The 26,455-nt window shown below is 43.3% G+C and carries 27 protein-coding genes and 1 other annotated feature; of the genes, 1 reads left to right on the top strand and 26 read right to left on the bottom strand.

Annotated features, from left to right (window positions below):
- Positions 1 to 20: 20 nt before the first annotated feature.
- From dnaG to rpsU, 21 genes are all read right to left on the bottom strand, one after another.
- The gene (gene dnaG, locus V6D42_RS02600) at positions 21 to 1,832 is read right to left on the bottom strand and encodes a DNA primase (protein WP_333512288.1); all 1,812 of its coding nucleotides are present in this window, start codon (positions 1,830 to 1,832) and stop codon (positions 21 to 23) included.
- A gap of 33 nt (positions 1,833 to 1,865) precedes the next feature.
- Complete coding sequence (locus V6D42_RS02595; protein ID WP_333512287.1) at positions 1,866 to 2,360, bottom strand: YaiI/YqxD family protein; 495 nt, start codon at positions 2,358 to 2,360, stop codon at positions 1,866 to 1,868.
- A gap of 253 nt (positions 2,361 to 2,613) precedes the next feature.
- Complete coding sequence (locus tag V6D42_RS02590) at positions 2,614 to 3,426, bottom strand: pyruvate, water dikinase regulatory protein (RefSeq protein ID WP_333512286.1); 813 nt, start codon at positions 3,424 to 3,426, stop codon at positions 2,614 to 2,616.
- Positions 3,427 to 3,451: 25 nt separating this feature from the next.
- Positions 3,452 to 4,090, bottom strand: coding sequence for a transcriptional regulator CcpN (gene ccpN, locus V6D42_RS02585; RefSeq protein ID WP_024122084.1), 639 nt, complete (start codon positions 4,088 to 4,090; stop codon positions 3,452 to 3,454).
- Positions 4,091 to 4,224: 134 nt separating this feature from the next.
- Positions 4,225 to 6,264 carry a glycine--tRNA ligase subunit beta gene (glyS, locus tag V6D42_RS02580; protein ID WP_333512285.1) on the bottom strand — a complete coding sequence of 680 codons (2,040 nt, stop codon included), beginning with the start codon at positions 6,262 to 6,264 and terminating at the stop codon, positions 4,225 to 4,227.
- Positions 6,257 to 7,144: a glycine--tRNA ligase subunit alpha gene (glyQ, locus tag V6D42_RS02575; RefSeq protein ID WP_010334976.1), complete on the bottom strand. Its 888-nt coding sequence runs from the start codon at positions 7,142 to 7,144 to the stop codon at positions 6,257 to 6,259. Before glyQ ends, glyS begins: the two co-directional genes overlap by 8 nt.
- 82 nt (positions 7,145 to 7,226) lie before the next feature.
- Positions 7,227 to 7,401: a binding site (T-box leader), on the bottom strand.
- 39 nt (positions 7,402 to 7,440) lie between these two features.
- Positions 7,441 to 8,208 carry a DNA repair protein RecO gene (gene recO / locus V6D42_RS02570; protein WP_333512284.1) on the bottom strand — a complete coding sequence of 256 codons (768 nt, stop codon included), beginning with the start codon at positions 8,206 to 8,208 and terminating at the stop codon, positions 7,441 to 7,443.
- 36 nt (positions 8,209 to 8,244) lie between these two features.
- Positions 8,245 to 8,388, bottom strand: a complete 144-nt coding sequence (locus V6D42_RS02565) for a YqzL family protein (RefSeq protein ID WP_024122087.1) — start codon at positions 8,386 to 8,388, stop codon at positions 8,245 to 8,247.
- A 143-nt stretch (positions 8,389 to 8,531) separates the two neighbouring features.
- On the bottom strand, positions 8,532 to 9,437 hold the full coding sequence (era, locus tag V6D42_RS02560; protein ID WP_010334979.1) for a GTPase Era: 906 nt from the start codon (positions 9,435 to 9,437) through the stop codon (positions 8,532 to 8,534).
- The gene (locus tag V6D42_RS02555; RefSeq protein ID WP_010334980.1) at positions 9,418 to 9,828 is read right to left on the bottom strand and encodes a cytidine deaminase; all 411 of its coding nucleotides are present in this window, start codon (positions 9,826 to 9,828) and stop codon (positions 9,418 to 9,420) included. The genes era and V6D42_RS02555 overlap by 20 nt, the downstream gene beginning before the upstream one ends.
- A 120-nt stretch (positions 9,829 to 9,948) precedes the next feature.
- Complete coding sequence (locus V6D42_RS02550) at positions 9,949 to 10,320, bottom strand: diacylglycerol kinase family protein (protein WP_333512283.1); 372 nt, start codon at positions 10,318 to 10,320, stop codon at positions 9,949 to 9,951.
- Entirely contained in the window at positions 10,301 to 10,774 is a 474-nt protein-coding gene (gene ybeY / locus V6D42_RS02545; RefSeq protein WP_010334982.1) for an rRNA maturation RNase YbeY, read from the bottom strand. The genes V6D42_RS02550 and ybeY overlap by 20 nt, the downstream gene beginning before the upstream one ends.
- Positions 10,775 to 12,910: a cyclic-di-AMP phosphodiesterase PgpH gene (gene pgpH, locus V6D42_RS02540; RefSeq protein ID WP_333512282.1), complete on the bottom strand. Its 2,136-nt coding sequence runs from the start codon at positions 12,908 to 12,910 to the stop codon at positions 10,775 to 10,777.
- A gap of 71 nt (positions 12,911 to 12,981) precedes the next feature.
- Entirely contained in the window at positions 12,982 to 13,941 is a 960-nt protein-coding gene (locus tag V6D42_RS02535; RefSeq protein ID WP_333512281.1) for a PhoH family protein, read from the bottom strand.
- Positions 13,938 to 15,134, bottom strand: a complete 1,197-nt coding sequence (gene yqfD / locus V6D42_RS02530; protein ID WP_333512280.1) for a sporulation protein YqfD — start codon at positions 15,132 to 15,134, stop codon at positions 13,938 to 13,940. Before yqfD ends, V6D42_RS02535 begins: the two co-directional genes overlap by 4 nt.
- An 18-nt stretch (positions 15,135 to 15,152) precedes the next feature.
- Positions 15,153 to 15,434, bottom strand: coding sequence for a sporulation protein YqfC (gene yqfC / locus V6D42_RS02525; protein WP_326130810.1), 282 nt, complete (start codon positions 15,432 to 15,434; stop codon positions 15,153 to 15,155).
- A gap of 55 nt (positions 15,435 to 15,489) precedes the next feature.
- Positions 15,490 to 15,915, bottom strand: coding sequence for a hypothetical protein (locus tag V6D42_RS02520; protein ID WP_333512279.1), 426 nt, complete (start codon positions 15,913 to 15,915; stop codon positions 15,490 to 15,492).
- Between the two features lie 27 nt (positions 15,916 to 15,942).
- Positions 15,943 to 16,938 carry a flotillin-like protein FloA gene (gene floA / locus V6D42_RS02515; protein ID WP_010334987.1) on the bottom strand — a complete coding sequence of 332 codons (996 nt, stop codon included), beginning with the start codon at positions 16,936 to 16,938 and terminating at the stop codon, positions 15,943 to 15,945.
- A gap of 21 nt (positions 16,939 to 16,959) precedes the next feature.
- Positions 16,960 to 18,273: an NfeD family protein gene (locus V6D42_RS02510; protein ID WP_333512278.1), complete on the bottom strand. Its 1,314-nt coding sequence runs from the start codon at positions 18,271 to 18,273 to the stop codon at positions 16,960 to 16,962.
- Positions 18,274 to 18,403: 130 nt separating this feature from the next.
- Positions 18,404 to 18,850, bottom strand: coding sequence for a GatB/YqeY domain-containing protein (locus V6D42_RS02505; protein WP_010334989.1), 447 nt, complete (start codon positions 18,848 to 18,850; stop codon positions 18,404 to 18,406).
- Between the two features lie 14 nt (positions 18,851 to 18,864).
- Positions 18,865 to 19,038 carry a 30S ribosomal protein S21 gene (gene rpsU / locus V6D42_RS02500; RefSeq protein ID WP_003152957.1) on the bottom strand — a complete coding sequence of 58 codons (174 nt, stop codon included), beginning with the start codon at positions 19,036 to 19,038 and terminating at the stop codon, positions 18,865 to 18,867.
- 172 nt (positions 19,039 to 19,210) lie between these two features.
- On the opposite strand from rpsU, the gene V6D42_RS02495 reads away from it, so the two are divergent.
- On the top strand, positions 19,211 to 20,137 hold the full coding sequence (locus V6D42_RS02495) for a Na/Pi symporter (protein WP_326130813.1): 927 nt from the start codon (positions 19,211 to 19,213) through the stop codon (positions 20,135 to 20,137).
- A gap of 42 nt (positions 20,138 to 20,179) precedes the next feature.
- Here V6D42_RS02495 and mtaB read toward each other — a convergent pair whose 3' ends face one another.
- The 5 genes from mtaB to dnaK all read right to left on the bottom strand — a co-directional run bounded on the left by mtaB (position 20,180) and on the right by dnaK (position 26,442).
- Positions 20,180 to 21,535 (bottom strand): tRNA (N(6)-L-threonylcarbamoyladenosine(37)-C(2))-methylthiotransferase MtaB, encoded by a 1,356-nt coding sequence (gene mtaB / locus V6D42_RS02490; protein WP_010334991.1) that lies wholly within the window; start codon positions 21,533 to 21,535, stop codon positions 20,180 to 20,182.
- Positions 21,535 to 22,305: a 16S rRNA (uracil(1498)-N(3))-methyltransferase gene (locus tag V6D42_RS02485; protein WP_010334992.1), complete on the bottom strand. Its 771-nt coding sequence runs from the start codon at positions 22,303 to 22,305 to the stop codon at positions 21,535 to 21,537. Before V6D42_RS02485 ends, mtaB begins: the two co-directional genes overlap by 1 nt.
- A gap of 22 nt (positions 22,306 to 22,327) precedes the next feature.
- Positions 22,328 to 23,263 carry a 50S ribosomal protein L11 methyltransferase gene (gene prmA / locus V6D42_RS02480; RefSeq protein WP_106020120.1) on the bottom strand — a complete coding sequence of 312 codons (936 nt, stop codon included), beginning with the start codon at positions 23,261 to 23,263 and terminating at the stop codon, positions 22,328 to 22,330.
- A gap of 24 nt (positions 23,264 to 23,287) precedes the next feature.
- Positions 23,288 to 24,415 (bottom strand): molecular chaperone DnaJ, encoded by a 1,128-nt coding sequence (dnaJ, locus tag V6D42_RS02475; protein WP_010334994.1) that lies wholly within the window; start codon positions 24,413 to 24,415, stop codon positions 23,288 to 23,290.
- A 191-nt stretch (positions 24,416 to 24,606) separates the two neighbouring features.
- Positions 24,607 to 26,442: a molecular chaperone DnaK gene (gene dnaK, locus V6D42_RS02470; RefSeq protein ID WP_010334995.1), complete on the bottom strand. Its 1,836-nt coding sequence runs from the start codon at positions 26,440 to 26,442 to the stop codon at positions 24,607 to 24,609.
- Positions 26,443 to 26,455 lie beyond the last annotated feature (13 nt).

Below are 26,455 nucleotides of genomic sequence, written 5' to 3'. Positions count from 1 at the left end.
CTCCTCATCAGTTGTCCCTGTTATTTTAAAGATCGGTTCAATGTAACGATTTCTTGAGCCAGAGATGCGGCTCTCAAAAAATCTTTTTGCCTTTCGGCTTCGGCTCTTTCCGCCTCTTTTTCTTTTATCATTGACCATTTTCTGTGATTCAACACTTTTTTCACATAATCTGATAACTCGGCCTCGCTGAGTTCTTGATTAATCTGAAGCATTAAAATATCAGACAATACCTGGCTTATATGATCATCCGTCACCCTGGCCATAAGATGCTGAGGCGTCAGCTCGGCACCCTCTTCATATAAAGCGTACAGATAGGCGGCCAAAGCGCGGTGTTCATCAATATTAAATTCAAACCCGACCCGGTCAATGACTTTTTTTATGACGCCCCTGTCACGAAGCATATGCGCCAGTAAAAGCCTTTCTGCATTTTCATACGCCGGGCGCAGCCGTTTTTGCCTTGCCTTAGTTGTCAAATGCGCTCTTCTTGTTTTCGTTTCACCGCTGCTGTCAGCAGGTTTGTTTTGCCTGCCGAATACAGTCAGCTGCTCAGTTAATGACTCCTGGGAAATCGAAAATTCGGAAGCAAGCTGTTTCACGTAGACTTCCTGTTCAAGTGATCCTGACAGCGCGCTGATTTCTTTAAGCACTTCTTTAATGTAGGCTAATCGATCGCCTTCATCGGACAGGTTCTTTCCTTTTCGGAAATATTGCATTTTAAACGCCATCACCGTAACGCTTGCATCGACAATGTCGTTTTTGAATTTTTCTCCGCCGTACTGTTTAATGTAATCGTCAGGGTCCAATCCGTCAGGGATCATAGCGACTCTGACTTTACAATCTTTTTTCTGAAGAAGCTCTGCAGCTTTCAAGGTGGCTTCATATCCGGCTTTATCAGAGTCATAGCAAAGAATGATCTCCTCCACGTTTCTTCTCAGAATCTTTACATGATCATCTGTCAGAGACGTGCCCATCGTCGCTACACTCTCTTTTACGCCTGAGTTTACCGCTGATATGACATCGGCGAATCCCTCGAATAAGACAGCTCTTTCCTGCTTTCTGATATGAAGGCGGGCCTTGTGAAAATGATAAAGCAGCTTGCTTTTATGAAAAAGCGGCGTTTCCGGGCTGTTCATATATTTTGGCTGCTGGCTGCCAAGCGCTCGGCCTGAGAAAGCCACAACAGCTCCATGATGGTCATGGATCGGAAACATGATCCTGTTTCTGAAACGGTCAAAATATCCGCTTCCGTCTTCGCGTCTAATGAGCAGCCCCGCTTTTTCCATTTGTGTTTCACTAAAGCCTCTCTTGGCGAGAAATTTCGTTATGAAGTCCCAAGAATCAAGTGCATAGCCAATCTGAAATTCATCAATCAGCTCTTTCGTAAACCCTCTTGCAAGCAAATAATCAAGCGCATCCTGGCCTTCTTTTGTATTTATTAACAAATGATGGTAAAATTTCTTCAGAAGCTCATGAGCCTCCGCCATTTTTTGTTCTCCGGAGGATACTGGCCGGACTGCGGTGTGAACCGTTATATCATCTGGAAAATCAATGTGGTATTTGTCCGCAAGGTGGGAAACCGACTCAGCAAACGAATAGCCCTCCATCTGCCTCAAAAAGGAGAAGACATTGCCACCCGCTCCGCAGCCGAAGCAATGAAAAATCTGTTTGTCTGGCGATACGGAAAACGAAGGTGTGCTTTCTCCATGAAAAGGACAGAGTCCAAAGTAGTTTCGGCCTTGCTTCTTTAATTGAACATAATCACCTATGACTTCAACGATATCTGCCGACTTTTGCACCTTGTCTACAATTTCATCTGGTATCCGATTTCCCATCTTATAACACTCCGTCGTACATTATTCGATGTTTTAGTGCAAAATCCCTTCATCGTTCGACAGGATTTTTTGCAGCAGTGTAACAAATCGTTCTCGATCTTCATGATTCAATTTTTTAGGCCCTTTGGCATATATGCCTTTTCTCCTTTGTTTGCCGGAAACATGACGGCCTTCAAGGGCAAAATCAATCGTATCTTCCTTGTAAAGACGCCCTCTCTCCGACATGACAGTGACGTTCCTGTTCAGAAGCAGGGACGCTAAACCAATATCCTGCGTCACCACGATATCTCCCGGTTTTACATGATTTGCGATATATAAATCAGCAGCTTCTTTATGAGGATCAACATACTTCCATTTTTCTTCCTGACTTCTGGAAAGCTGGTAATGTTCAAATGAAGCGACAAAAAGAACTTGAACTTCATAATCGGATGCTGTTTGTAAAATTTCGTCTTTTACGGGACAAGCATCAGCATCGACAAAAATCGTCTTTTCTTTTTCATTAAGAAGAGTAATTCTCCATCCCTCCATTAAACTCCTGCATAAAAGCAAGCAAAATCACACACCCTGCAAAAATGCGGGTGTATTTGAATTTGTCGAAAAATTTCCGGGAGAAATTCTTGACATCTTACCCATAATAGTTTATTCGTATCACACGAACCTTAAACCTAAAATTAATCATTTTATCACAATTTTTTATTATAATACAAACTTCACAAAGATGCTATTGTTTTTCATTATTCCCTTTTGGCAAAGTCAAAAACCCAGGATAGAGCGTCCTGAGTTACATGTTTTTCGTTTTGAGATGATGGATAATATTTGCTGTTTCTTCTACTGCTTTATTTGAAACATCTACAACCTGGCAGCCGATTCGATCCACGATCTTTTCGAAATATTCCAGTTCCTCTTTAATTCTGTTGATATTTGCATAAATGGCCTTGTCATTGAGGCCAAGTGATTTTAACCGTTCTTTTCTGATATGATTCAGTTTATCCGGACTGATCTTCAGCCCGATGCAATTTTTCGGGTCAACATTAAAGAGCTCTTCCGGCGGATCAACCTCCGGAACAATCGGGACATTGGCAACTTTCAGCCGCTTGTGGGCAAGATATTGAGATAACGGTGTTTTAGAGGTTCTCGATACACCGATCAAAACGATATCAGCTTTTAAAATGCCTCGTGGGTCACGCCCATCATCGTATTTAACAGCAAACTCAATCGCTTCGACCTTTTTGAAATAATCTTCATCAAGCTGGCGGACCCGTCCCGGTTCATACTTCGCCGTTAAACCGTAGGCTGTTTCCATTTTATCAATTAACGGGCCGATAATATCATAATATAAGACATTTGCTTTTTCCGCTTCGGCAATCAAATATTCTCTTATTTCCGGCACCACAAGTGTAAAACAGATAATGCCTCCATCTGCTTTTGCTAGTGAAATCACTTCATTGATAGTGCCAATGTCTTCAACATAAGGAATTCTTCTTACATGTGTATCGTCTGCTGATCCGTTAAATTGGCTTAATGCAGCTTTGACTACCAATTCAGCCGTTTCACCGACGGAATCCGATACGACATAGATGATGCGGTTATTCATATTATCCCCCCGTTAGTCTGCGCTCTTATAGGATTTCATTTTCTGATAAACTGACAAGTATTTTGGTCATATTCGTTTTCGTCACTCTGCCGATCACTTCATATCCTTTATCGGTATCTTTGATGACAGGCAGCGCATCGATTTGTTTTTCAATTAAGTGCTTTGCAATGTCCATCACATAATCCTCGCGTCTGCACACTGTAATGTTCGGCATTCTAGTCATAATAATGTGCACAGGGACAGAAGTAAGCTCCTGCTGGCCGATGCTGGCTCGTAGTAAATCCTTTCGTGAAAGCACTCCGACTAAAACAGCATCACGGTCCACTACAAACAGAGTACCTACATCTTCTAAAAACATGGTGCAAATCGCATCATATACAGAAACGTTTTCGTGAATAACGACGGGGATAGATTGAAAGTCTTTCACCTGAAGCTTTTTCAGTTTATCTGCCAGCAGCTGCGTACCGGTTTTTCCAGTATAGAAATAACCGACTCTCGGGCGCGCCTCAAGGAAACCTGACATGGTGAGTATGGCTAAATCAGGACGCAGTGTTGCTCTCGTTAAATTCAGCTGTTCGGCAATATGCTCCCCTGTAATCGGTCCGTTTTCTTTTACAATCTGCAAAATATGTTCTTGCCGTTTATTTAGTTCGATCGTACTCACCACCTTTTCACTTCATATCTATGTAAAGAGAATAATAAACCATATTATAACGTAAATGCTCAGTAATCAAACAAAAAAACGTTCAAATGGGGAAAAGACGATTACCGATCACACAGCAACCGCCTTTTCTCTCTTTATTTTACAATAAGGGCATTCATATTAGCAAAGGACTTGATCTGATCCGCCAAGTTTACCATTTGCGCTAATCGGTTTGCCTTTAATGCCTCGTTATCAGCAATAACCATCGTATGGTCGAAATAAGCATCGATCGGTTCCTTCAAGGCTGCAAGTGAAGAAAGTGCCGCCTCATAATCTTTTTTGCTGAAGCTTTCCTGCAGATTTTGTTTAGCAGTTTGATAAGCTTCGTACAGCTTCGATTCGTATTCATTTTCGAACAGATCAGGCTGAATATCTCCGCGAACTCCTTTTTTGCTGATAGAGATCACTCGGCCTAAAGCTTCAGCTGTTTCTTTAAAGCCCGGGGCACCCAGTTTTTGTTCCAGCACTTGCGCTTTGTGGAGCGCTGAATACGGCTCAAGCTCAGAGCTTTCCAGCACGGCATCTATTACATCATGTCTGATCTGCTCCGCATTTAAGACGTATTTTAGACGCTGAGTGAAGAAATCTAACAGTTCGGTTTCTTTTTCCGTTTGTACGAAAGTCAGCAGCTCTTCAAACGAAATGCCCCAGTTCCGGTCAAGCAGAATCGCAACAATACCGCTCGCTTGGCGGCGCAAGCCGTAAGGATCCTGTGAACCAGTCGGAATGACGCCAATAGAGAAGAAGGATGCGATTGTATCCAGCTTATCCGCCATTGCCACTACTGCCCCAGTGAAAGTGGAAGGCGTTTCTCCGCCTGCGGATCTAGGCATATAGTGTTCGTTGACAGCAGAAGCTACAGCATCATGTTCGCCAAGCATTCTCGCATATTTTTCACCCATAATTCCTTGAAGCTCAGGGAACTCATATATCATATGTGTCACAAGGTCGAACTTAGAGATTTCAGCAGCACGTTTCACGTGTTTTAATGTATCTTCATCAGCTTGAAGACGGACAGCAAGCTTCTCTGCGATCGCTGTTACTCTTCTTACCTTATCAGCGAGAGAGCCAAGCTCTTCATGGAACACAATGTTTTCAAGCTTCTTCACATTTTCATCAATGTTCAGCTTCTGATCTTCCTTGTAGAAGAAGGAAGCATCGGATAAACGTGCACGCAGCACTTTCTCATTGCCCCGCGCGACATTTTCGATCGCGTGGCTGTTTCCGTTACGGACTGTGATAAAGTAAGGAAGCAAATCTCCGTTCTTGTCTTTAACAGGGAAATAGCGCTGATGCTCTTTCATAGTCGTTACAAGCACTTCCTCAGGAATGGACAGAAACTCAGATTCAAATGAGCCGTAAAGAGCCGTCGGGTACTCTACTAAATGATTGACCTCATCAAGGAGGTCCTCGTCAACCGGAATACTCCATTTGTTTTCTTCGGCCATTGCTTCCAGTTGCGATTGAATCATCTGTTTGCGAACATTTGGATCAGCAATCACATGCTGCTCTTTCAGCTGTTCTTCATAACTTGAAGGCGATTCAATAGACACTTCATGGCCCAGGAAACGGTGCCCCTGTGTCGTCCGGCCTGACTCAACATTTGTGATTGCAAACGGAATGACATCCTGGCCAAATAAAGCGACAATCCATTTAATCGGACGGATATAACGCAGATCTTCATTTCCCCATCTCATGTTTTTCGGGAAATGAAGGCTTGTAATTAAGTTGTTCAGTTCAGGCAGAAGTGTTTTGGTTTCTTGGCCTGCTTGGAATTTTTGCACAAAAACATATTCTGTGCCTTTTATTTCTTTCATGTACAAGTCTTCCACGCTGGCACCTTGCCCTTTTGAAAACCCAATCGCCGCTTTTGTCCAGTTGCCGTCAGCATCAAGGGCGATTTTTTTTGCAGGCCCTTTTGCTTCTTCTTTTATATCATCCTGCTTTTCTGCTACACCCTTTACGAAAACAGCAAGGCGTCTCGGTGTATTAAAAAGCTTCACTTCACCGTGTGCGATATTTTTTTCTGCAAGCCAGCCTGTCAGCTTTTCGCCAAGCTGAACCATGCTTTCATTCAAAAAGCGCGCCGGCATTTCCTCTAATCCGATCTCTAAAAGTAAATCCTGTTTACTCATGAGAAGAACCCTCCCCTTTAAGCATTGGGAACCCTAGTTTTTCTCGTTCCTCATAATAGGTTTTTGCGACTTTTCTTGCTAAATTCCGCACTCTTCCGATATAGCCTGTCCGCTCTGTAACTGAGATTGCCCCTTTGGCATCAAGAAGGTTGAATGTGTGCGAGCATTTAAGCACGTAGTCATATGCAGGATGCACAAGACCGTTATCCATTTGCTTAATCGCTTCTTTTTCATACGTGCTGAATAATTGGAACAGCATATCAACATCTGATGTTTCAAATGTATAAACGGAATGCTCGTACTCAGCCATCATGAATAAATCTTTCACGGTAAACCCTGACGTCCACTCAAGATCAAATACATTTTCTTTATCTTGAATATAAGAGGCCAGACGCTCAATTCCGTATGTAATTTCAACGGAAACAGGTTTACACTCGAGTCCTCCAACCTGCTGGAAATACGTGAATTGTGTAATTTCCATTCCGTCAAGCCATACTTCCCAGCCAAGACCCGCACAGCCTAAAGACGGATTTTCCCAGTTGTCTTCAACGAAACGGATGTCATGCTCAAGCGGATCAATTCCCAGAGCGCGCAAAGAGTCTAAATACAGCTCTTGAATGTTATCAGGTGACGGTTTAATGATGACCTGAAATTGATGATGCTGATAAAGTCTGTTCGGGTTTTCTCCATATCGGCCGTCAGCTGGGCGTCTTGACGGCTCAACGTAAGCCACTTTCCACGGCTCAGGACCGATACTGCGCAAAAATGTATACGGGCTCATCGTGCCGGCCCCTTTTTCTACATCGTATGCCTGCATGAGCACACAGCCTTCATTGGACCAATGCTTCTGCAGGGTTAGAATCATGTCTTGAATATTCATTTCAAGCACCTCCACTTTTCTTTCATAAAATTGCTGCGGCAGCAACCAAAAAACTCCCGTCTCTATGCTTGCCAGCCGCAAACATAGGGACGAGAGTTCTCCCGCGGTTCCACCCTAGTTGCTGAGAACAAAATCCCAGCCTCTTTTTTAAAATTGCTCAAGAATGCCTTTCGTTGCGTGCTCATCCTTAGCTTACACCGTCCTAAGGTCGCTTTTATGAGGTATACGCAAGTACTTCTTTCTCTCACTGCAACATATTTTATAATAAATGATCATATAAAAAGATGGGCCAGATGTCAACTTTTGTTTTCACCCATAAGATGTTTCATGCTCTCCATTTGATCTAAAAAGCGCTTCGATTTCAGATAAACTCCTGAATATTCTTCGTAGTACAAGTCAATAACTTGCTTTACTTCATCTTTCGTTTCCTGCTTTAAGGACACATTGCCAAGCCTTGAAAGATCAAAGTAATAAAACAATCTCAATAGCCTTGCCGTTTGCGGTTTAATCGGCACCTTGTAAGGGTCTTTGTCAAAGCAGCGGTGGCAAATAAAACCGTTATCGCGAACAGAAAAATGGAATGTCCCATCCTGGCTTTTACAATGCGCACAATGATTAAGCTCAGGATACAGTCCCATCACAGCAAGCATCTTCATTTGAACAATGAAGGTAATAACATCCGGGTCTGTTCCTTCATCAAGCTGTTTAAAGGATTCTAAAATAAATTCAAACAAATAGGGATTTGGTTTTTTTTCTTCTGTCCCTTTGTCAACGAGCTCAGCAATAAAAGCTGCATATGCAGTTAAAAACAAATCCTCTCTGATGCCTCTCATGCTGAGAATCATTTCACCCTGCTGAAGGGTTCCGAGGCCTGTTGTTTTCTGCATCAAGAATGAACCATACAAAAAGGGCTGGCTGACTGCTGATAAACGGCTGTTCGGTTTTTTGGCTCCTCTGGCCATAACACCTATTTTTCCGTGTTCTCTTGTCAGTAAAGTAACAATTTTATTCGTCTCTCCGTAATCATTGGTACGAAGAACGATTCCTTCACATTTTGTCAGCATTTCCGCACCTTCCTAAAACAGGAGCGGTCAAGAGGTCTATAAAATTGGAAAATCAAATCGGGCTAGCTCATCTTCTAGTTCTTCGGGTCTTTCCATGTTCTCTTTTTCCAGTTCTTTAAAAAGAAGATACGTATCAACATTTCCTGTTTGAGAAAATACGTTCCAGGTAAAATTCAACACAAGAAACCCACCTTTCTGTAGTTAAACTAGCTTACCTAAACTCCAAATTCTTACCTTTATCTTGACCAGATGTCCTCCATTTCATGTTAAACAAAATTTGCTAAGTTATCCCTGTTCATGTGAGATTATGACACAGCAAGAGATTAATATTCATCCTCTTTAAAGCCGAAGTCGCGAAGCTGGGACATTTTGTTACGCCAGTCTTTCTGCACTTTTACCCATAATTCAAGATAGACGCGAGAACCTAAGAGGGCCTCAATATCCGCTCTCGCTCTTTTTCCGACTTCTTTCAGCAGGCTGCCTTTTTTACCGATGACAATGCCTTTTTGAGAATCCCGTTCGACTACAATTGTTGCCGCCACGTGCACGGATCCGTTGTCCTGTCCTTTAATCGATTCGATGCTTACCGCAATGCTGTGCGGGATTTCTTCCCTAGTCAGATGCAGCACCTTTTCCCTGATCAACTCAGAAATAATAAAGCGCTCCGGATGATCGGTCACCTGATCACTTGGATAAAACTGCGGTCCTTCAGGCAAATAGGCTTCAATCTGCGCCAGCAAGGTTTCAATATTATTTCCCTCTAATGCAGAGATCGGAACAATTTCCTTAAAAGGATATCGCCCGCGGTATTCGTCAATTAGCAGAAGCAATTGATCAGGATGGATTTTGTCAATTTTGTTTACGATTAAGAAAACAGGTGTCGAGGTATTCTGCAATTTCTCAATAATGAACTCGTCGCCCTTGCCGTAACCTTCCTCAGCATTGATCATAAATAAGATCAAATCGACTTCTTTCAATGTATTTTGCGCCACTTTCATCATAAAGTCCCCAAGCTTATGCTTAGGCTTATGAATTCCTGGTGTGTCAATAAAAATTGTTTGTGATGTGCCTGTCGTTAAAACCCCTTGCACCTTGTTTCTCGTTGTTTGGGGTTTATCACTCATGATGGCGATTTTTTGGCCGATCACTCTGTTCAAAAAAGTAGACTTTCCTACATTTGGTCTTCCGATAATGGATACAAATCCTGATTTAAAGCTTTCGTTCGTCATGTAAATCCTCCGATGAAAATGCGCCTGGCAATAATTCTTCTGCAGTCATTTCTTTTATTTGTCCTTGTAAATTGGTCAGCACGACAACAACGTCCTTTGTGCAAAGCTCAGAAATTACCTGTCTGCAGGCTCCGCACGGTGATACTGGTCCCGGGGTGTCAGCAGCTACTGCCAGCATCTGAAACTCAGTATCGCCTTCAGAAACAGCTTTAAACAAAGCGGTACGCTCAGCGCAGTTGCACATGCTGTATGCCGCATTCTCTATATTGCAGCCTCTGTACACTTTTCCATCTTTGGTAAGAAGAGCGGCTCCTACTTTAAACTTGGAATACGGTGCATATGCCATGTCACGCGCTTTTAAAGCTTCTGTTATCAATTCCTGTCTGTTCATGTGTACATGTTCCTCTCTTACCTATAATGGTACCGCTATCACTTTATATTTTACATAATAGCGCTCCTTTTTTCACGCCCATTTCTAAAAATGTAAAATAAATGTAAGAATTTTCAGCCATTACAGCTTTGGCAAAAAAATAAGTAAACCAATAATACACGAAATCACGGCAAAAACGCAAACAGCCCCGGCAGCAGCGTCCTTAGCCGCCTTCGCAAGCGGGTGATGTTTATCTGTTACTAAATCAACCGTGTGTTCAATAGCTGTATTTAAAAGCTCTAACGAAAGCATTCCGCCGATCAAAAGAAAAATAATAGTCCACTCTGTCAAGCTGAGATTAACGAGAAAACCGCAAATGATAACGGCGCAGGCAGCCGCGGTATGAAATTGAAAATTCCGCTCCGTCCGCGCCGTTTTCCATATGCCCCGTCCTGCGTGCACGAAGCTCATTAGGAATCGCTTCAGCTCATTTCTATGATCTCTTGAGTCCATAGGCGTCTAGCAAATCCTTTTGCTTAGTAAACATCTCCTCTTCTTCCTCTTTCGTCATATGGTCATATCCTAAAAGATGCAGGAATCCATGTACCGCTAGAAAGCCAAGCTCTCTCTTGAAAGAATGGTTATATTCTTCAGCCTGCTCTCTTGTACGATCTGCACTGATGATAATGTCACCTAAAACCGGCGGCATTTCAGCACCGACAATTTCAACTTCATCTTCTCCCTCTTCTTCAAGAGCAAATGAAATGACGTCTGTCGGTGTATCCTTTCCCCGATACTCTTTATTGATCTGCTGAATGTCTTCATTGGTAACGATCGTGACAGAAACCTCAGCCTGATCCTGAACTCCTTCGCGCTCAGCGGCAAATTGAAGCAGATTTTCTACTTCTTTAAGCATCTCTTCAGAGACACTTCCGGTTTCATCTACGATATCAATCAGTAAACTCATCTATTTCACCTTCTTAGTAGCCTCCGGATATTCAATCCGGGAGTGGAAAATTCCTTTTAATGTTGCACAAAGCGTTTTTGCGATTGTATCAAGCTCTTTAAATGTCAAATCGCATTCACTAAACTGTCCGTCCTGAAGCTTATCGGATATAATGCCCCGGACAAGCTTTTCAATTCGTTCAGGATTTGGATTATGCATCGATCTGACTGCCGCTTCGACACTGTCTGCCACTGAGATTATCGCGGCTTCTTTTGACTGTGGCTTCGGCCCCGGGTAACGGAATTCTTCCTCTGTAATCTGATCGCCTTTTTCCTTCGCTTTATAATAAAAGAATTTCAAAAGAGAAGTCCCGTGGTGCTGCTCAGCAATATCCACAAGCTCCTTTGGAAATTTATAGCTCCTCAGCATATTCGCCCCGTCAGTGGTATGAGAAATAATGATATTTTTACTGAGCTGCGGAGAAAGCTTATCATGCGGATTGTCAATATTCATTTGATTTTCAATAAAATACTGCGGCCGCTTTGTTTTTCCAAGGTCGTGGTAATACGCACCGACTCTTGCAAGCAAACCATTTGCCCCTACCGCCTCGCAGGCAGCCTCTGACAAATTAGCGACCATGACGCTGTGGTGATATGTACCTGGTGTTTCTGTCAGTATTTTTCGAAGCAGTGGATGGTTAGGGTTTGACAGCTCAATCAGCCTCATTGTGGACAAAATGCCGAAACCTGTCTCAAAAAATGGCATAAGCCCGATAATTAATACAGAAGAAGCAAAGCCCGACACAACTCCCATCAGCATGAGCGTCCCGATTTCCAGACCTGACAGCGCGGTGTTTTGAATCAATAATAGAGATAGAACCACAATCATATTGATAAACGCCACAAAAAGTCCGGTCTGCAATATTTTTGATCTGCCATTGTGTTTTCCTAAAAACAAAACACCAGAAATACCGCTGATCAAATAATAAATCCCAATGACATAATTAAATGTTCCTGTCACACCTTGATTAAACATCATACTTCCGCAAATCGCAAGAATGATACTTCCTAAAATGGCGATTCGCTCATTCATCAGCAGCTTAATTAAGATCGCGCCGGCCGCAATGGGGACAAGATAGCCAATATTGTTATATTCCATCTTTTGAAACAAACTGACAACCTCCATAATAACAAGCAAAAGCGTTGTAATAATGGAGAATAATAAGATCGACTTTTGTTTGAATTTCAGATTTTGATTCTGTTTTTCGAAATAGTAAACAAGTGTAGCTATGAAAAGCCCAATCATAATCAATAGACCGCTGATCGGCTTGAACAAATTGGAGTTATTTAATAATCCGGTCAGCTCAAGTTTTCTGTATACTTCCCGATCAATGAGGTCATTTTCTTCCACGAGCACCTGCCCCTGTTTGATCTGAACCTGCTGAACATTGTCTGACGCTTCCTGGCGCTTTGCCTCTGTTGCTTTCGGATCGAAGACGTAATTCGGAATGATGGCGTAACGCCCGATTTCCGTGGCGGCTCCCAAATATTTGGACGGAATAGAATTACTCTTCAGTTCTTTTTCCACTTTATCTTTTGCTTCAGATAATTTATCCGACGGGATTTCACTGCTCATCACTGAGTTTACTGCTGTTATGACAGTATCTCTGACAAATGAAAAATCTTCATGGTCCGCCTTCAGCAAAGTCTTGATGGCTTCCTCTGATATCGAATCATTCACATCTGACGTCAGCTTATTCTTCACCGACTTAATCATTGATTTTTCTGATGGTGAACCGCTGTCTTCTTCTGCTGATTTTTTCACTTCACTAATACTGTCAAATATCGAAGACACAAGATCAATTCGATTGTCTGTATAATCCTTCTTTAAGGTATATTGATCTTCGACCGCATCCTCAGCAGCTTGCTTTTTTTCCTCTGTCGCTTTTTGATCTTCCACGGTTGCCGGAGCATAAATGGTCTTGTCGCTGACTGAAAACAGGTCTAAATCAAGCGATTCCGGCTTCACATGTACAAAAAGCAATGCGAACATAATCGCAGCCAGCAGAAGATACAGCAGTACATGCATGGAGCGTGCATTTTTAAAGCCGCGCCACTTTGTTGAGCCGCTTTTGGTCTTCCCCTTCTTTTTCAACACAAGAACCTCCTCTAGAAAATCAAGCCGATAAGCAAAAATGACCCGATAACGCGCGATCGGGTCATTCAGGATTAATTTTGCTTATCATATGCTTCAATAATTTTCGCAACAAGCGGATGTCTGACCACGTCTGTCTGGTCCAGTTCAATCACAGAAATGCCGTCGATTTCTTTCAGCATCTCTCTCGCTACTGCAAGTCCCGATTTGACGCCTTTCGGCAGATCAATTTGGCTAACGTCACCTGTAATGATCATTTTAGAGCCAAAACCCAGTCTCGTCAAAAACATTTTCATTTGGGCAGGCGTAGTGTTCTGTGCTTCATCAAGTATAACATAGGCATCATCAAGCGTCCGGCCTCTCATATAAGCGAGCGGAGCGATTTCAATGACTCCTCTTTCCAGCAGACGTTCTGTATGATCTGTTCCAAGCACATCATGAAGAGCGTCATACAGCGGGCGCAAATAAGGATCAACTTTCTCTTTCAGGTCACCTGGTAAAAAACCGAGGCTTTCACCGGCTTCTACGGCAGGTCTTGTTAAAATGATTTTTTTAATATGTCCGTTTTTCAATGCGTGGACTGCTTTTACGACAGCAAGATACGTTTTTCCGGTTCCAGCCGGGCCAATACCGAATACAAGATCATTTCGTTTCATGGCTGCTACGTATTCCCGCTGTCCCATGGTTTTCACACGGATCGATTTGCCTTTTGCGTTTTTTGTTATTTCTTCTTCATACATGCTTTCAAAATATTCAAGCTCATTCTTTTTTGCCATCTTGATGGCGTAAATCACATCACGTTCAGAGATCTCTATCCCCTTGCGAATTAATGCGAGAAGTGATCCCAGCAGCCTGTCGGCAATCTGAAACGATTCTTCATCGCCTGAAATATAAATCGTTTCGCCTCGCGTAATGATATTCACATCCAGATCTTTCTCCATCAGTGTCAAAAAAGAATCTTGATTCCCGAACAGTGAAAGCGCCTCGTCCGGGCTTTTCAGTTTTTGATTAATCGCAAGTAAATGTTCTGTCATTCTTCAGTCTCCCTGACAATAGGTGTGGTTTGAACGATATCTTCTATAACTTGGTAGAGAATAATCAACTTTACTTTACCATTCTCGACTGTCTGGTGCAAAACTTTTTCACTTTTCACCTCGCCGTCCTCGCCTATTTTATTCTCTACATCCCGTTTACCCATTTTGATTCCTTCTTGAACTGCTTCTTCTTCCGTATATTTTCGCAAAGCCTCTTCACTTTCTCTCGTTTGCTCTTTGATATAAGAAACAGGGAGCTCCAAACCGAGAAAATGAAGCGAATGCTTCTCTTGTTCTGTTTTTGGATGTTTTAATTCCTCTTTTTTAAGCGTCATCCCCCAGATTGGGAAAGCCCATGAGCCAAAAGAAAGCTTGTGCTTTGTCCTTACTTTGCCCGTATAAACGTTAAATAATGTTTCAAGTGGCACTGTTACTTCAGATCTGTACCAGGTCTCACCGTAAATTTCAGCTTTAGAGGCGACTTCCTGCTGCTCATCTTCGCTTCCGATTAAGCCGGAGACAAGCATTTGTCCCTTTTCCACATGATCATGGATGGCGGCCATGGGCTGTCCTTTCTGCACAAACATTCTTGTAATGGTTGCTTTCTTTTTGGCGACAATGTGGCGCGGACTGGCATACTTTTCTTTTTCAGGCTCATTTTTCTCCACAACTTTCATACGGATGGTCGTGCCTTTCAAATCGACTCCGACCCAAGTGATATTGTCTATTCCGTTGGTTAACGATTTTTGTATTTTTTCGGGAGACTGCATTAAAAATTGCAATCGCCCTTTTCGGACGCCTATTCCCTTTAGATGCTGCATCATTTGGTGCTCCGTTTCAGGCTTTGCGCCAGTCACTTCAATTTTCCACACCATATTGGAGAGCAAAAATAAAAGGATAAAAAAAAGCGCAAAACCAATGGTAAAACCTAAATTCAGCTTGGATTTCAGCAATAAGAACGGGAACCCTTTTCGATTGATAAAACGGGCTTTACAGTCAAATTCTCTCCTGACACGCCGAAAGGCATGTACATCCTGAAGCTGTATATATAACAAGACGGCTTCTTTCTTTTTTTTCAGATGAAAGATCGGAATCCCTCTTCTTGTGCATTCATTAAGGAGCCGTTCAATGCCTCGTCCCGTCACTTCAAGCTGGACCTTACCCCCAAAAAAAGACAGCCATTTATTTTTCACAACATTTCCCCCTCGGCTTTATGACTCAACATATCGAACGACATCAATCGTACCCTCCAAAAGTATTTCTTCCGGAAGAATCGCTTTGATCACAAAGTTTTTTCCTGATATGATGCACTGGCCCTGCTTCAGCATCAGCCTCACTTCATTTTCACTGAACAGCAGAAGGCCTCTGTGGTTTTCTATGTAGATATGAAGTCTGCCGACCATTGTTATCCGCGGCAGATCCATCATAACGTCCGGGGGAATTTCCAATGCTCTTGTCAGCCAAGCTTTTAAACGATTCTTTCTATGCCCCATACAAAAAGAACCCCCTTTCATCTCATATGTATGATTTGAAAGAGGGTTCTAACACTTAATTTTTGCGGGCTGCACGCATTGTGTGATGAGGTTTTTTTGCCCTTGGCGGACCGAATACTTCGCCTAAGACAATACCTTGCACCACAGTGTCTTTATTGACCTGAAGCAGTTTTTGCTTGGTGTACACCGCTTTATTTTTGGCGGCAGTAAGATCCCGCTCAAGCCCTTTCAGGTTTCTTTCTGTTTCCTTCCGTCTTTCTTCAGCTTCTTGTCTCATCTGTTCCAAGCGGTTTGGAATAGGAGCAGGCGTTTCTTTAGCTGATTGTTTTTTCTGAACAGAAGCAGGTTTCATGGTCTGCGGCTTTTCTCTTTTTTGATTTTGATTGTTTTTTTCTTCTTCTTTTTTCACTTTGCCGAAAATCGCGGAAATAATTCCGATAATCGCTGCAATAACAAGCGGATTCGTCAGTATATCTTCCATCAATATTCTCCCTTCTGCATAGAGAGATTATGATTTGCGGTCTTCATCCGATTGGTCTTTCGTTAATTTACCGAATGAATCACGCATATCTGTGTCTGCATCAATGTTTTTAATATTCATGTAGTCCATGACGCCGATATTTCCTTCGCGAAGCGCTTCGGCCATCGCAAGCGGCACTTCCGCTTCGGCTTCAACCACTTTAGCTCGCATTTCTTCTACACGTGCGCGCATTTCCTGTTCTTGAGCAACAGCCATTGCACGGCGTTCTTCGGCTTTGGCCTGCGCAATATTTTTATCGGCCTCTGCCTGATCCGTCTGCAAGATCGCCCCGATGTTTTTACCAATGTCAACATCAGCAATATCAATCGAAAGAATTTCAAAGGCTGTGCCTGAATCCAGGCCTTTACCGAGAACCGTTTGAGAAATCATATCAGGGTTCTCCAGCACTTTTTTGTGGTTTTCTGATGAACCGATTGTAGAGACGATCCCTTCGCCTACACGGGCTACAATCGTTTCCTCACCCGCACCCCCGACAAGGCGGTCGATATTGGCTCTTACTGTAATTCTCGCTTTCGCCTTCACTTCAATTCCGTCCATGGCAACACCTGCAATAAATGGTGTTTCAATAACCTTCGGATTAACGCTCATTTGCACGGCTTCCAATACATCACGGCCAGCAAGGTCGATGGCAGCACAGCGTTCAAATGTAAGCTCAATATTGGCGCGCTGAGCTGCGATAAGGGCATTAACGACTCTATCTACATTCCCTCCGGCAAGATAGTGGCTTTCAAGCTGGTTTGTTCCAACGTCGAGTCCCGCTTTATGGGCTTTAATCAACGGATTAACCACCCGGTTCGGTATGACGCGGCGAAGCCTCATCCCTACTAAAGTGAAAATGCTGATTTTAACTCCGGCTGCTAAAGCTGAAATCCAGAGCATTACTGGTACAAATGTAAAAAATACAGCTAAAACAATGATCCCTACTACAACAATAGCCAGTATCATTAATGTTGATGGGTCCATGCTACTTCTCCTCGTTTCTGTTTAAATTTCTCTCACGACAATGCGCGAGCCTTCCACTTTAATTACTTTTACTTTTTTATCTTTCGCTGTAAATGATCCTTCTGATACCACATCAAGACGTTCGTCATCAATAATGACGGTTCCCGCGGGACGCAACGGCGTAAAGGTCACGCCCTCCTTGCCGATTAATTCCGTGCGCGTTTGATTTGATACATAACCGCTCTCTGTATTTGTAGAATCATTTAATATAAGTTTCTTAAAGAATTTCATACGCTTTCCCAACACCCTTGTCAGTAAAATGAAAGCTGTAATGGAAACAGCTGAGGCGATCAAGAGAGAAACCGCCATGACTGTGAAGCTTCCCGCGGCCAAAAATAAGCTCGCAACAATTGCTCCCAAGCCAAGTAAACCAATAATTCCTCCGGGGAGGAATATCTCCATCAGGATCAGAATCACCCCTGCTATAAAGAGGAGAACCGTTTCATATCCGGCAAGACCCGTTGCAAGATGTCCGTAAAAAAACAGGATCAAAGCAATAAATCCGGCTGTTCCAGGCAGACCGACACCTGGAGAAAAAAGCTCAACAGTAAGGCCTAAGAAGGCAATTGTCAATAAAATAGGAACAACAATCGGACTGGTCAGCCACCTCGCTGCCTTCTCTGCAAAGCTTTCCTCGGCATAGCTGATATGTGCATTTTCGTATCCAAGCTTCTTCACAAGCGCGGAAAGATTGGTAACGGTTCCTTCCGAATAGCCTACGTCAACAGCTTTTTCTGCATTCAGCGTAAGCAGATCTCCCTTCGGCGCGCCCGCTTCTCTTGCATCTACATCAGGGTCTGCCATGGCACGCGCATATTTTGGATCACGGTTGTTTTTTGCTGCGGCATCTTCCAGCTCCGCAAGCCAAAATGATTCAGCTTTTTTGTCAGCAGCATTACCTTTACCGTCAATGATCGCCGCGGCTCCCATTTTTCCTCCTGGTGCCATATAAATGGCGTCAGCTTGTAACGCGATATATGCACCAGCAGACAATGCCCGTTTGTTTACATAAGCAGTTATCGGGATGTCCGTTTCGTTGATCGTGTCCGCTATATCAATAGCTGATTTCACCAGTCCTCCCGGCGTGTTAATATCAAGAATAATATGGCTTGCATGCGCAGCCTCTGCATCTTGTAGCGAACGTGACAAAAAGGAGGCGAGACCCTGTTCGACATTTTTTTCAACGGGAATGACGTAGACGGTTTGTTTTTCTGCTTTTGTGTGCAGTTGAACTCCTAATAATGATAGTAGAAGTATGCTCAAAAGAGCCGCTCGGAATCCTTTTGTTTGAAGCAAGGGCGATGTATCCCTCCTTCCTCGTAAAGTAAGTGCCTTCTCTTCATACGTAACAAATGTATCAAAGGTTTCATTTTTTTATGTATAAAAAAAGACATCTCTCTTAGAAAGATGTCCTTTTCTTCGCCATTTAAGACAGTTGACTGCTAACAAGTTTATTAATTAAACTTCCGTCAGCTTTACCTTTTACTTTAGGCATAATTGCCCCCATCACTTTGCCCATGTCCGCTTTTGAGCTCGCACCAACCTCCGCGATGGTTTCATTTACGATTGTACGCAGCTCTTCTTCTGAAAGCTGCTGTGGTAAATAAACTTCTAAAATGTCCAGCTCTTTTTGAACTTTATCTACTAAATCTAAACGATTAGCGTTTGAAAATTCCTGGAGGGAGTCTTTACGTTGCTTAAGTTCACGAGAAAGGACAGTGAGTTCCTCATCCTCGGTCAAACTGTCTTTCTTAAGCTTAATTGCTTCGTTTTGAAGTGAAGCCTTAACCATTCGAACGACAGTCAGTTTGTCTTTCTCACGGCTTTTCATATATAGCTTCATATCTTGGTTAAGTCGCTCAAGAAGACTCATAAATCCACCCTCTTTTAGAATTTGCGTTTTCTAGCAGCTTCAGACTTTTTCTTGCGCTTTACGCTAGGTTTTTCATAAAATTCACGCTTTCTTGCTTCTTGCAAAGTACCTGTCTTTGATACACTGCGTTTGAAGCGACGAAGAGCATCTTCAAGCGATTCGTTTTTTCTAACGACCGTTTTTGACATTCTCTTTCCCTCCCTCCGAATACACCAATCGACTACCTTTAAGTTACACATATAAACATGTACTTTGACATTATAATATAAGCCTTCAATCAGGTCAACTAAGTGCGTTCACTTTTCCGTCATGAGCGGGACTGCCTGTCTATATAATGATAGAAAGGGGTTGGTGAATAAAATGTTGCTTCTGATTAGTTTTACTGCTCTTATCTTATTCTTTCTCGCAGGGATGAACATGCTTCGGAAAGGTTTAATTTCGCTGACGTATTCAAAAATTGAAGAGCAGCTGCTGATTTTTACGGATCATCCGTTAAAGGCATTTCTCATCAGTATTGTTTTTACAGGATTTCTCCAAAGCAGCTCCGCCTTTATGGTAATTGTCATCGGATTTGTGAGTGCGGGCGCCCTTTCTTTCAAACGGACAATACCGATGATTCTTGGAACAAATATCGGGTCTACCTTTACAACCGAATTTCTTGCAATCAAAATGGATGTGTTGATTTGGATTCTTTTGATTGGCGGGTTGCTGTTTTTTCTGACTGGCAGGTATCCGTTCAAACAGCTGGGGACAAGCTTCCTCGGACTGGGGATTATTTTTTTTTGCATCACAGGCTTCAGCCGCCTTGCAGAACCGCTTACTCAGCTGAAAACGGGAGCAGGCATTCTTCATCATGTGAACGACTCAAACTGGTCTGCTTTGTTTATCGGCATGGTGTTAACTGCAATCATTCACTCAAGTTCTGTCTGCATCGGCATTTTGATGAGCTTTATGAATGAAGGCGTTATCGGACTGACACAGGCAATGAGCGTTGTGCTTGGGTCAAACATCGGGACATGCATTACAGCAGTCATGGCTGCTGTATCCGGCGGATATGCGGCAAAACAGACAGCGTGCGCCCATGTTTTGTTTAACGTGATCGGCGTAGCAATTGTATTCCCTTTTTTGGCGGCAGCGACCGGCTTTGTTGAACAGCTCTCGGCTGACCCTGCCCAAAGAATCGCCCATTTCAGTCTGCTATTTAATGTTGTATCAGCTCTCTTATTTTTGCCGCTTACCAACTTGTTTTACAGCTTTATCAAATGGCTTATCCCAGTTAAAAACTGAACGTAAAAAACCGGCACATTTAGATGCACCGGTTTTTTCAGGTTAAGAAGACATACGCATTTGTTCTGTTATGTCATCCTCAACAACACGGACAAACTGTCCTTCGTTGTATGGATAGCCTGCTTTTAGTATTTTTACTTTCACGATTTTGCCGATCATGTCTTCCGTGCCCTTGAATACAACTTTCATGTAGTTGTCTGTGTAGCCGACATACATGTTTTCTTCATCTGATTCTTTAAATGCTTCCTCAGGGATAATTTCAAGGACTTCATTTTCATAATCAGAGGCATATTCCTTCGCAAGCTGGTCAGAAAGTGCAATCAAGCGGTGTACACGTTCATTTTTGACGTTTTCATCCACTTGGTCTTCCATCCGCGCAGCTGGCGTTCCCGTACGTTTGCTGTAAGGAAAAACATGAAGTTCAGAGAATCTGTTTTCTTTAATAAAGTTATAGGTTTCCATAAACTCTTCTTCTGTTTCGCCAGGGAAGCCAACAATGACATCGGAGGTTACGGCTAAGCCCGGAAGTGCTTTTTTCAGTTTATTTAAACGGTCAGCGAAAAATTCCATCGTGTATTTGCGTCTCATCCGTTTAAGCACTGTGTTTGACCCGGATTGAATCGGAATGTGCAAATGGCGCACAATCTTATCTGAACGGTCTAAAACTTCAATCACTTCGTCTGTGATCTGGCTTGCCTCGATGGACGAAATTCTGATCCGTTTCACACCTTGAACACGGGCGTCAAGTTCTCTCAAAAGCTTGGCAAAGTTGTAATCTTTCATATCTTCACCGTAGCCGCCTGTATGAATACCAGTAAGTACGATTTCTTTATAACCCGCATCAACAAGCTGCTGTGCTTGTTTAATGACTTCCTCCGGGTCACGTGAACGGAGAAGTCCGCGCGCCCACGGAATGATACAGAACGTGCAGAAGTTATTGCAACCTTCCTGTATTTTTAATGACGCTCTTGTCCGGTCTGTGAAAGCAGGTACATCAAGCTCTTCATATACCCTAGCTTTCATAATGTTGCTGACGCCATTGATCGGCTGACGCTCTTCACGATATTGATCGATGTAGCCGAGCATTTTTTCACGATCCTGAGTTCCGACTACAATGTCTACGCCCGGGATTGCCATAATCTCCGCTGGCGAGGTTTGCGCATAACAGCCTGTGACGCAGATGACGCCGTCAGGATTTTGACGAATGGCGCGTCTGATCACTTGGCGGCTTTTTTTATCTCCCGTATTTGTTACCGTACATGTATTAATGACATATACGTCAGCTGTTTGTTCAAAGTCTCTTCTCTCATAGCCCGCATCTTTGAAAAGCTGCCAGATTGCTTCTGTTTCATAATGATTGACTTTGCAGCCAAGCGTATGGAACGCAACAGTTGCCATTATTGATCACCTCTTAATAACTCTGTATGATAAGAAATTGCGCTCAGCGCGTATAGCGGAGCGGTTTCTGTTCTTAAAATTCTCGGTCCGAGGCCGCACGGAACAGCGTTTTTCGCCGTGAGCCGCTCAACCTCCGCTTCTGTTAAACCGCCTTCGGGACCGAATACGATCAAAAGGGATGATCCTTTCGGAAGGCTGCTTACAACTGCGCTGAACGAGCTTGTTTCTCCTTGCTTCGATGACTCTTCGTATGCAACGACACATTTATCGAAATTCTGCACCTTGTCAAGAAGCTGCTGAAAGGAATGGATATCCAGCACTTGCGGCACTTCATTTCGGTATGATTGCTCCGCCGCTTCCTTCGCAATTTTTGTCCATCTTTCCCGCTTTTTCTTCGCTTTCTTGTCATCCAGCTTGACAACAGAACGTGCGGCTTGCAGAGGAATAAAGGCATGAGCTCCCAGCTCAGTCCCCTTTTGGATAATCCATTCAAGTTTATCCCCTTTCGGGAGGCCGCTTGCAATATAAACCTTTATCGGAAGCTCTCTGTTTTCATTCGTCCATTCTATCATAAGACAGGACACTTTTTCTTTGGAAACAGATTGAAGTTCACATTTTGCTTCGAAGCCGTCCTGAGAGCAGCAGATAATTTGGTCTCCCTCGTTCATTCTCATGACATTGACAATATGATGAACATCTTCTCCGGTAATTGAAATAGCCGGCGCTTCCTCCATTTGCTGCTTCGTGAGCTCGATAAAATATCGTTGCATACGCTGTGACACCTACTAACTGTTATTTTTTCGCAATAATGCTGACCCAATCTTCCATTGAGAGGATTTCCACAATGGTAAAACCAGCCTGTTCCAATGCTTCTTTTACCTCTTGCTTTTTTTGCCCGATAATTCCTGAAGTAATAAAGTGCCCGCCGTCTTTCAGCAGATGATATGCCTGTGAAGTAAAACGAAGGATGACTTCAGCCAAAATGTTGGCAACGATCACATCATGTTCTCCTGAAATCCCGTCTAACAAATTATTTTGTTTGACTTGAGCTATATCGCTAACCTTGTTCAACTTCAAATTGAGACGTGCGCTTTCTACAGCAACGGGATCAAGATCATAGGCATGAACCGATTCAGCCTCAAGCATTGCAGCCGCAATACTTAAAATTCCGGAGCCTGTGCCTACATCAATCACCTTATCACCCTTTTGCACAAAGCGTTCAAGCGCCTGAATACAAAGTACGGTTGTCGGGTGTGTGCCTGTTCCGAATGCCATCCCCGGGTCCATTTCAATAATCAGTTCATCCGTGTGTACCGGCGTATATTCCTCCCACGTTGGTACAATCGTAAACTTTTCGGAAATTTTCACAGGATGGTAATACTTTTTCCAGGCAGTCGCCCATTCCTCTTCGTTCACTTCGGAAATAGTGATATGGTTTCTGCCCAAATCAATATCATAAAGAAGCAGATTATTAATTGTTTCTTTAATGCCCTCTACCGTTTCTCCAAGAAAGCTGTTGACCGGCAGATACGCTTTGACAATGACACCCTCGTTCGGATAATCATTGGGGTCGAGCTGGTAGATTTCCCCGTATACATTCTCACGTTCTTTAATTAAATCAAGCGGGTCCTCTATCACAACCCCACTCGCACCAGCTTCATGCAAAATATTTGAGATAGGTTCGACCGCTTCATGTGTTGTGTGAATGCTTAATTCGGACCATTTCAAAACTACCAACTCCTCATCCAATAATTAATCGCCTTTAAACGCGCGTTTTACCTTATCAAAGAAACTCATTTCCTGTTCATCAGGCAGGTTTCCGCTGACTTCGGCAAATTCACGGATAATATCTTTTTGTTTATCTGTCAAGTTTGTCGGCGTGACAACGCGGACGACGATATGCTGGTCACCCTGTCCATAGCCTCTGACATTTTGAACGCCTTTGCCTCTTAATCTGAACTTTGTTCCTGTTTGTGTACCGGCAGGGATTTTCAATTTCACTTTCCCGTGAAGCGTCGGAACTTCCACTTCATCTCCAAGAGCGGCTTGAGCAAACGTTAATGGCATTTCACAGTAAATATCATCTCCGTCGCGCTCAAAGAATTCGTGGGCGCGCACGTGGAATACGACAAATAAATCCCCTGCAGGGCCGCCGTTTACGCCTGGTTCACCCTGTCCTGAGAGACGCAGCTGCTGCCCGTCATCTACACCGGCAGGAATTGTGACGTTGATTTTTTTGCGTTTTTTGATTTTTCCTTTGCCGCCGCAATCCGCACATTTGTTTTTAATGATTTTACCCGTACCTTCGCAGTGGTGGCACACTCGTCTGTTGACAACTTTTCCAAACGGCGTGTTTTGCTCCACATTTAGCTGGCCGGAGCCTCCGCAGTGCGAGCACGTTTCCGGTTTTGTACCAGGTTTTGCCCCTGAGCCTTTACATGTATCGCACGTTTCCTCACGCGGAATCTCGATGGTCGTTTCTTTTCCGAAAACGGCATCCTCAAATGACAGAGTCATCGTATATTGCAGATCCGCCCCTTGTCGCGGTGCATTTGGATCTCTTCGTCTAGTGCCGCCGCCGAAAATACTTGAGAAAATATCATCGAAACCAAAACCGCCGAAGTCGCCGCCGCCAAAACCGCCGCCGCCGAAGCCTTGGTTAGGATCAGTATGGCCAAATTGGTCGTAATGAGACCGTTTTTGATCATCAGACAGCGTTTCGTATGCTTCTTTGACTTCTTTAAACTTTTCATCTGATCCGGCTTCTTTGTTAATGTCAGGATGATATTTTTTCGACAGCTTTCGATAAGCCTTTTTTATTTCATCCTTTGAAGCGCTCTTACTTACACCCAGCACTTCATAGTAATCACGCTTACTCATCTACTTCACTCTCCCGAATTTCTCACATAAATTAGATTGTATCATTTTGAATTATGATTTTTCAATTCCTTTTATCCCGGGCAAGAAAAAAAGTCAAAGCCAAGAGATGCCTGACTTTGACTTTCTAACCATTGAATCAGATTATGAAATGTGTTCTTTTTGTCAGTCCCAGAAGCGGGACTGAAAAGAACTTATTTTTTGTTTTGATCGTCGTTTACTTCTTCGTATTCAGCGTCGACAACGTTGTCATCCGCTTTGCCTTCAGCGTTTTCTCCGCCTTGAGCTTGCTGTGCTTTAGCAGCTTCTTCATAAAGCTTCATAGAAAGCTCTTGAACGATTGTTTGAAGCTCATCTTTTTTCGCTTTGATCTCTTCAAATTCGTTTTTCTCAATTGCTGCTTTTAAAGCGTCTTTGGCATCGTTGGCTTTTTTCACTTGTTCTTCGTCCACTTTGCCTTCTAGATCTTTTAATGTTTTCTCAGTTTGGAAAACAAGCTGATCTGCTTCGTTGCGGACTTCGATTTCTTCTTTTTTCTTCGCATCAGCGTCAGCATTTTCTTCCGCCTCTTTTACCATGCGTTCGATCTCATCATCAGATAGACCTGAAGAAGATTTGATTGTGATATTTTGTTCTTTTCCTGTGCCTAAGTCTTTTGCTCTTACGTTTACGATACCGTTTTTGTCAATATCGAAGGAAACTTCGATTTGAGGCACGCCGCGCGGTGCTGGCGGGATATCAGTAAGCTGGAAGCGGCCGAGTGTTTTGTTGTCGGCAGACATTGGGCGCTCACCTTGAAGAACATGGATATCAACAGCTGTTTGGTTATCAGCAGCAGTTGAGAACACTTGTGATTTGCTTGTCGGAATTGTTGTGTTGCGGTCGATCAGTTTTGTGAATACGCCGCCCATTGTTTCAATACCGAGAGAAAGCGGTGTAACGTCAAGAAGAACTACGTCTTTTACGTCACCAGTGATAACGCCGCCCTGAATTGCAGCACCAAGCGCTACAACTTCATCCGGGTTTACGCCTTTATGTGCTTCTTTTCCAGTTTCTTTTTTGATTGCTTCTTGTACGGCAGGGATACGAGTTGATCCGCCGACAAGGATGACTTTGTCGATTTCGCTTGCAGAAAGTCCTGCATCTTGAAGCGCTTGACGGACAGGACCCATTGTGCGCTCTACTAAATGAGAAGAAAGCTCTTCGAATTTAGCGCGAGTTAATGTCAGTTCAAGGTGAAGCGGTCCTGCTTCTCCAGCTGTGATAAACGGTAAAGAAATTTGCGTAGAAGATACGCCGGAAAGATCTTTTTTCGCTTTTTCAGCTGCGTCTTTCAAACGCTGAAGCGCCATTTTATCTTTAGAGAGATCAATGCCGTTTTCTTTTTTGAATTCAGATACAAGGTGATCGATGATGACTTGGTCAAAATCGTCCCCGCCTAGACGATTGTCGCCGGCAGTTGAACGAACTTCAAACACACCGTCGCCCAGTTCAAGGATGGAAACGTCGAATGTACCGCCGCCAAGGTCGTATACTAGGATCGTTTGATCTTCATCTGTTTTATCAAGTCCGTATGCAAGCGCCGCTGCAGTCGGCTCGTTGATGATACGTTCTACTTCAAGACCTGCGATTTTACCAGCGTCTTTTGTCGCTTGACGCTCAGCATCGTTAAAGTATGCAGGAACTGTGATAACTGCTTTTGATACTGTTTCGCCAAGATAGCTTTCAGCGTATGATTTAAGGTGTTGAAGGATGATAGCAGACACTTCTTGAGGAGTGTAATCTTTTCCTTCAATTTCAACTTTATAATCTGTACCCATATGGCGTTTAACAGACATAATTGTGTTAGGGTTTGTAATAGATTGGCGTTTAGCCACTTCCCCTACTTGGCGTTCGCCGTTTTTGAACGCAACAACAGATGGAGTTGTGCGGTTCCCTTCAGCGTTAGCAATAACTTTAGGCTCGCCGCCTTCAAGCACTGCCACACATGAGTTTGTTGTACCTAAGTCGATTCCGATAACTTTACTCACTTTGAATAACCTC

The sequence above is a fragment of the Bacillus sp. 0909A genome (assembly GCF_036765115.1).
Taxonomy (GTDB): domain Bacteria; phylum Bacillota; class Bacilli; order Bacillales; family Bacillaceae; genus Bacillus; species Bacillus mojavensis.
This window is presented reverse-complemented; position numbering and strand designations above follow the sequence as displayed.

What these genes read in the sequence shown, in the direction of transcription:
- V6D42_RS02595 (WP_333512287.1), bottom strand. Translation starts at nt 2,360, where the DNA reads ATGGAGGGATGGAGAATTACTCTTCTTAATGAAAAAGAAAAGACGATT.
- mtaB (WP_010334991.1), bottom strand. Translation starts at nt 21,535, where the DNA reads ATGGCAACTGTTGCGTTCCATACGCTTGGCTGCAAAGTCAATCATTAT.
- V6D42_RS02535 (WP_333512281.1), bottom strand. Translation starts at nt 13,941, where the DNA reads ATGACAGAACATTTACTTGCGATTAATCAAAAACTGAAAAGCCCGGAC.
- glyQ (WP_010334976.1), bottom strand. Translation starts at nt 7,144, where the DNA reads ATGAATATTCAAGACATGATTCTAACCCTGCAGAAGCATTGGTCCAAT.
- recO (WP_333512284.1), bottom strand. Translation starts at nt 8,208, where the DNA reads ATGCTGACAAAATGTGAAGGAATCGTTCTTCGTACCAATGATTACGGA.
- dnaG (WP_333512288.1), bottom strand. Translation starts at nt 1,832, where the DNA reads ATGGGAAATCGGATACCAGATGAAATTGTAGACAAGGTGCAAAAGTCG.
- floA (WP_010334987.1), bottom strand. Translation starts at nt 16,938, where the DNA reads ATGGACCCATCAACATTAATGATACTGGCTATTGTTGTAGTAGGGATC.
- V6D42_RS02590 (WP_333512286.1), bottom strand. Translation starts at nt 3,426, where the DNA reads ATGAATAACCGCATCATCTATGTCGTATCGGATTCCGTCGGTGAAACG.
- V6D42_RS02485 (WP_010334992.1), bottom strand. Translation starts at nt 22,305, where the DNA reads ATGCAACGATATTTTATCGAGCTCACGAAGCAGCAAATGGAGGAAGCG.
- V6D42_RS02520 (WP_333512279.1), bottom strand. Translation starts at nt 15,915, where the DNA reads ATGGAAGATATACTGACGAATCCGCTTGTTATTGCAGCGATTATCGGA.
- V6D42_RS02505 (WP_010334989.1), bottom strand. Translation starts at nt 18,850, where the DNA reads ATGAGTCTTCTTGAGCGACTTAACCAAGATATGAAGCTATATATGAAA.
- era (WP_010334979.1), bottom strand. Translation starts at nt 9,437, where the DNA reads ATGACGAACGAAAGCTTTAAATCAGGATTTGTATCCATTATCGGAAGA.
- V6D42_RS02495 (WP_326130813.1), top strand. Translation starts at nt 19,211, where the DNA reads ATGTTGCTTCTGATTAGTTTTACTGCTCTTATCTTATTCTTTCTCGCA.
- dnaJ (WP_010334994.1), bottom strand. Translation starts at nt 24,415, where the DNA reads ATGAGTAAGCGTGATTACTATGAAGTGCTGGGTGTAAGTAAGAGCGCT.
- V6D42_RS02550 (WP_333512283.1), bottom strand. Translation starts at nt 10,320, where the DNA reads ATGGACTCAAGAGATCATAGAAATGAGCTGAAGCGATTCCTAATGAGC.
- glyS (WP_333512285.1), bottom strand. Translation starts at nt 6,264, where the DNA reads ATGAGTAAACAGGATTTACTTTTAGAGATCGGATTAGAGGAAATGCCG.
- yqfC (WP_326130810.1), bottom strand. Translation starts at nt 15,434, where the DNA reads ATGGGGCATAGAAAGAATCGTTTAAAAGCTTGGCTGACAAGAGCATTG.
- V6D42_RS02555 (WP_010334980.1), bottom strand. Translation starts at nt 9,828, where the DNA reads ATGAACAGACAGGAATTGATAACAGAAGCTTTAAAAGCGCGTGACATG.
- ybeY (WP_010334982.1), bottom strand. Translation starts at nt 10,774, where the DNA reads ATGAGTTTACTGATTGATATCGTAGATGAAACCGGAAGTGTCTCTGAA.
- rpsU (WP_003152957.1), bottom strand. Translation starts at nt 19,038, where the DNA reads ATGTCAAAAACGGTCGTTAGAAAAAACGAATCGCTTGAAGATGCTCTT.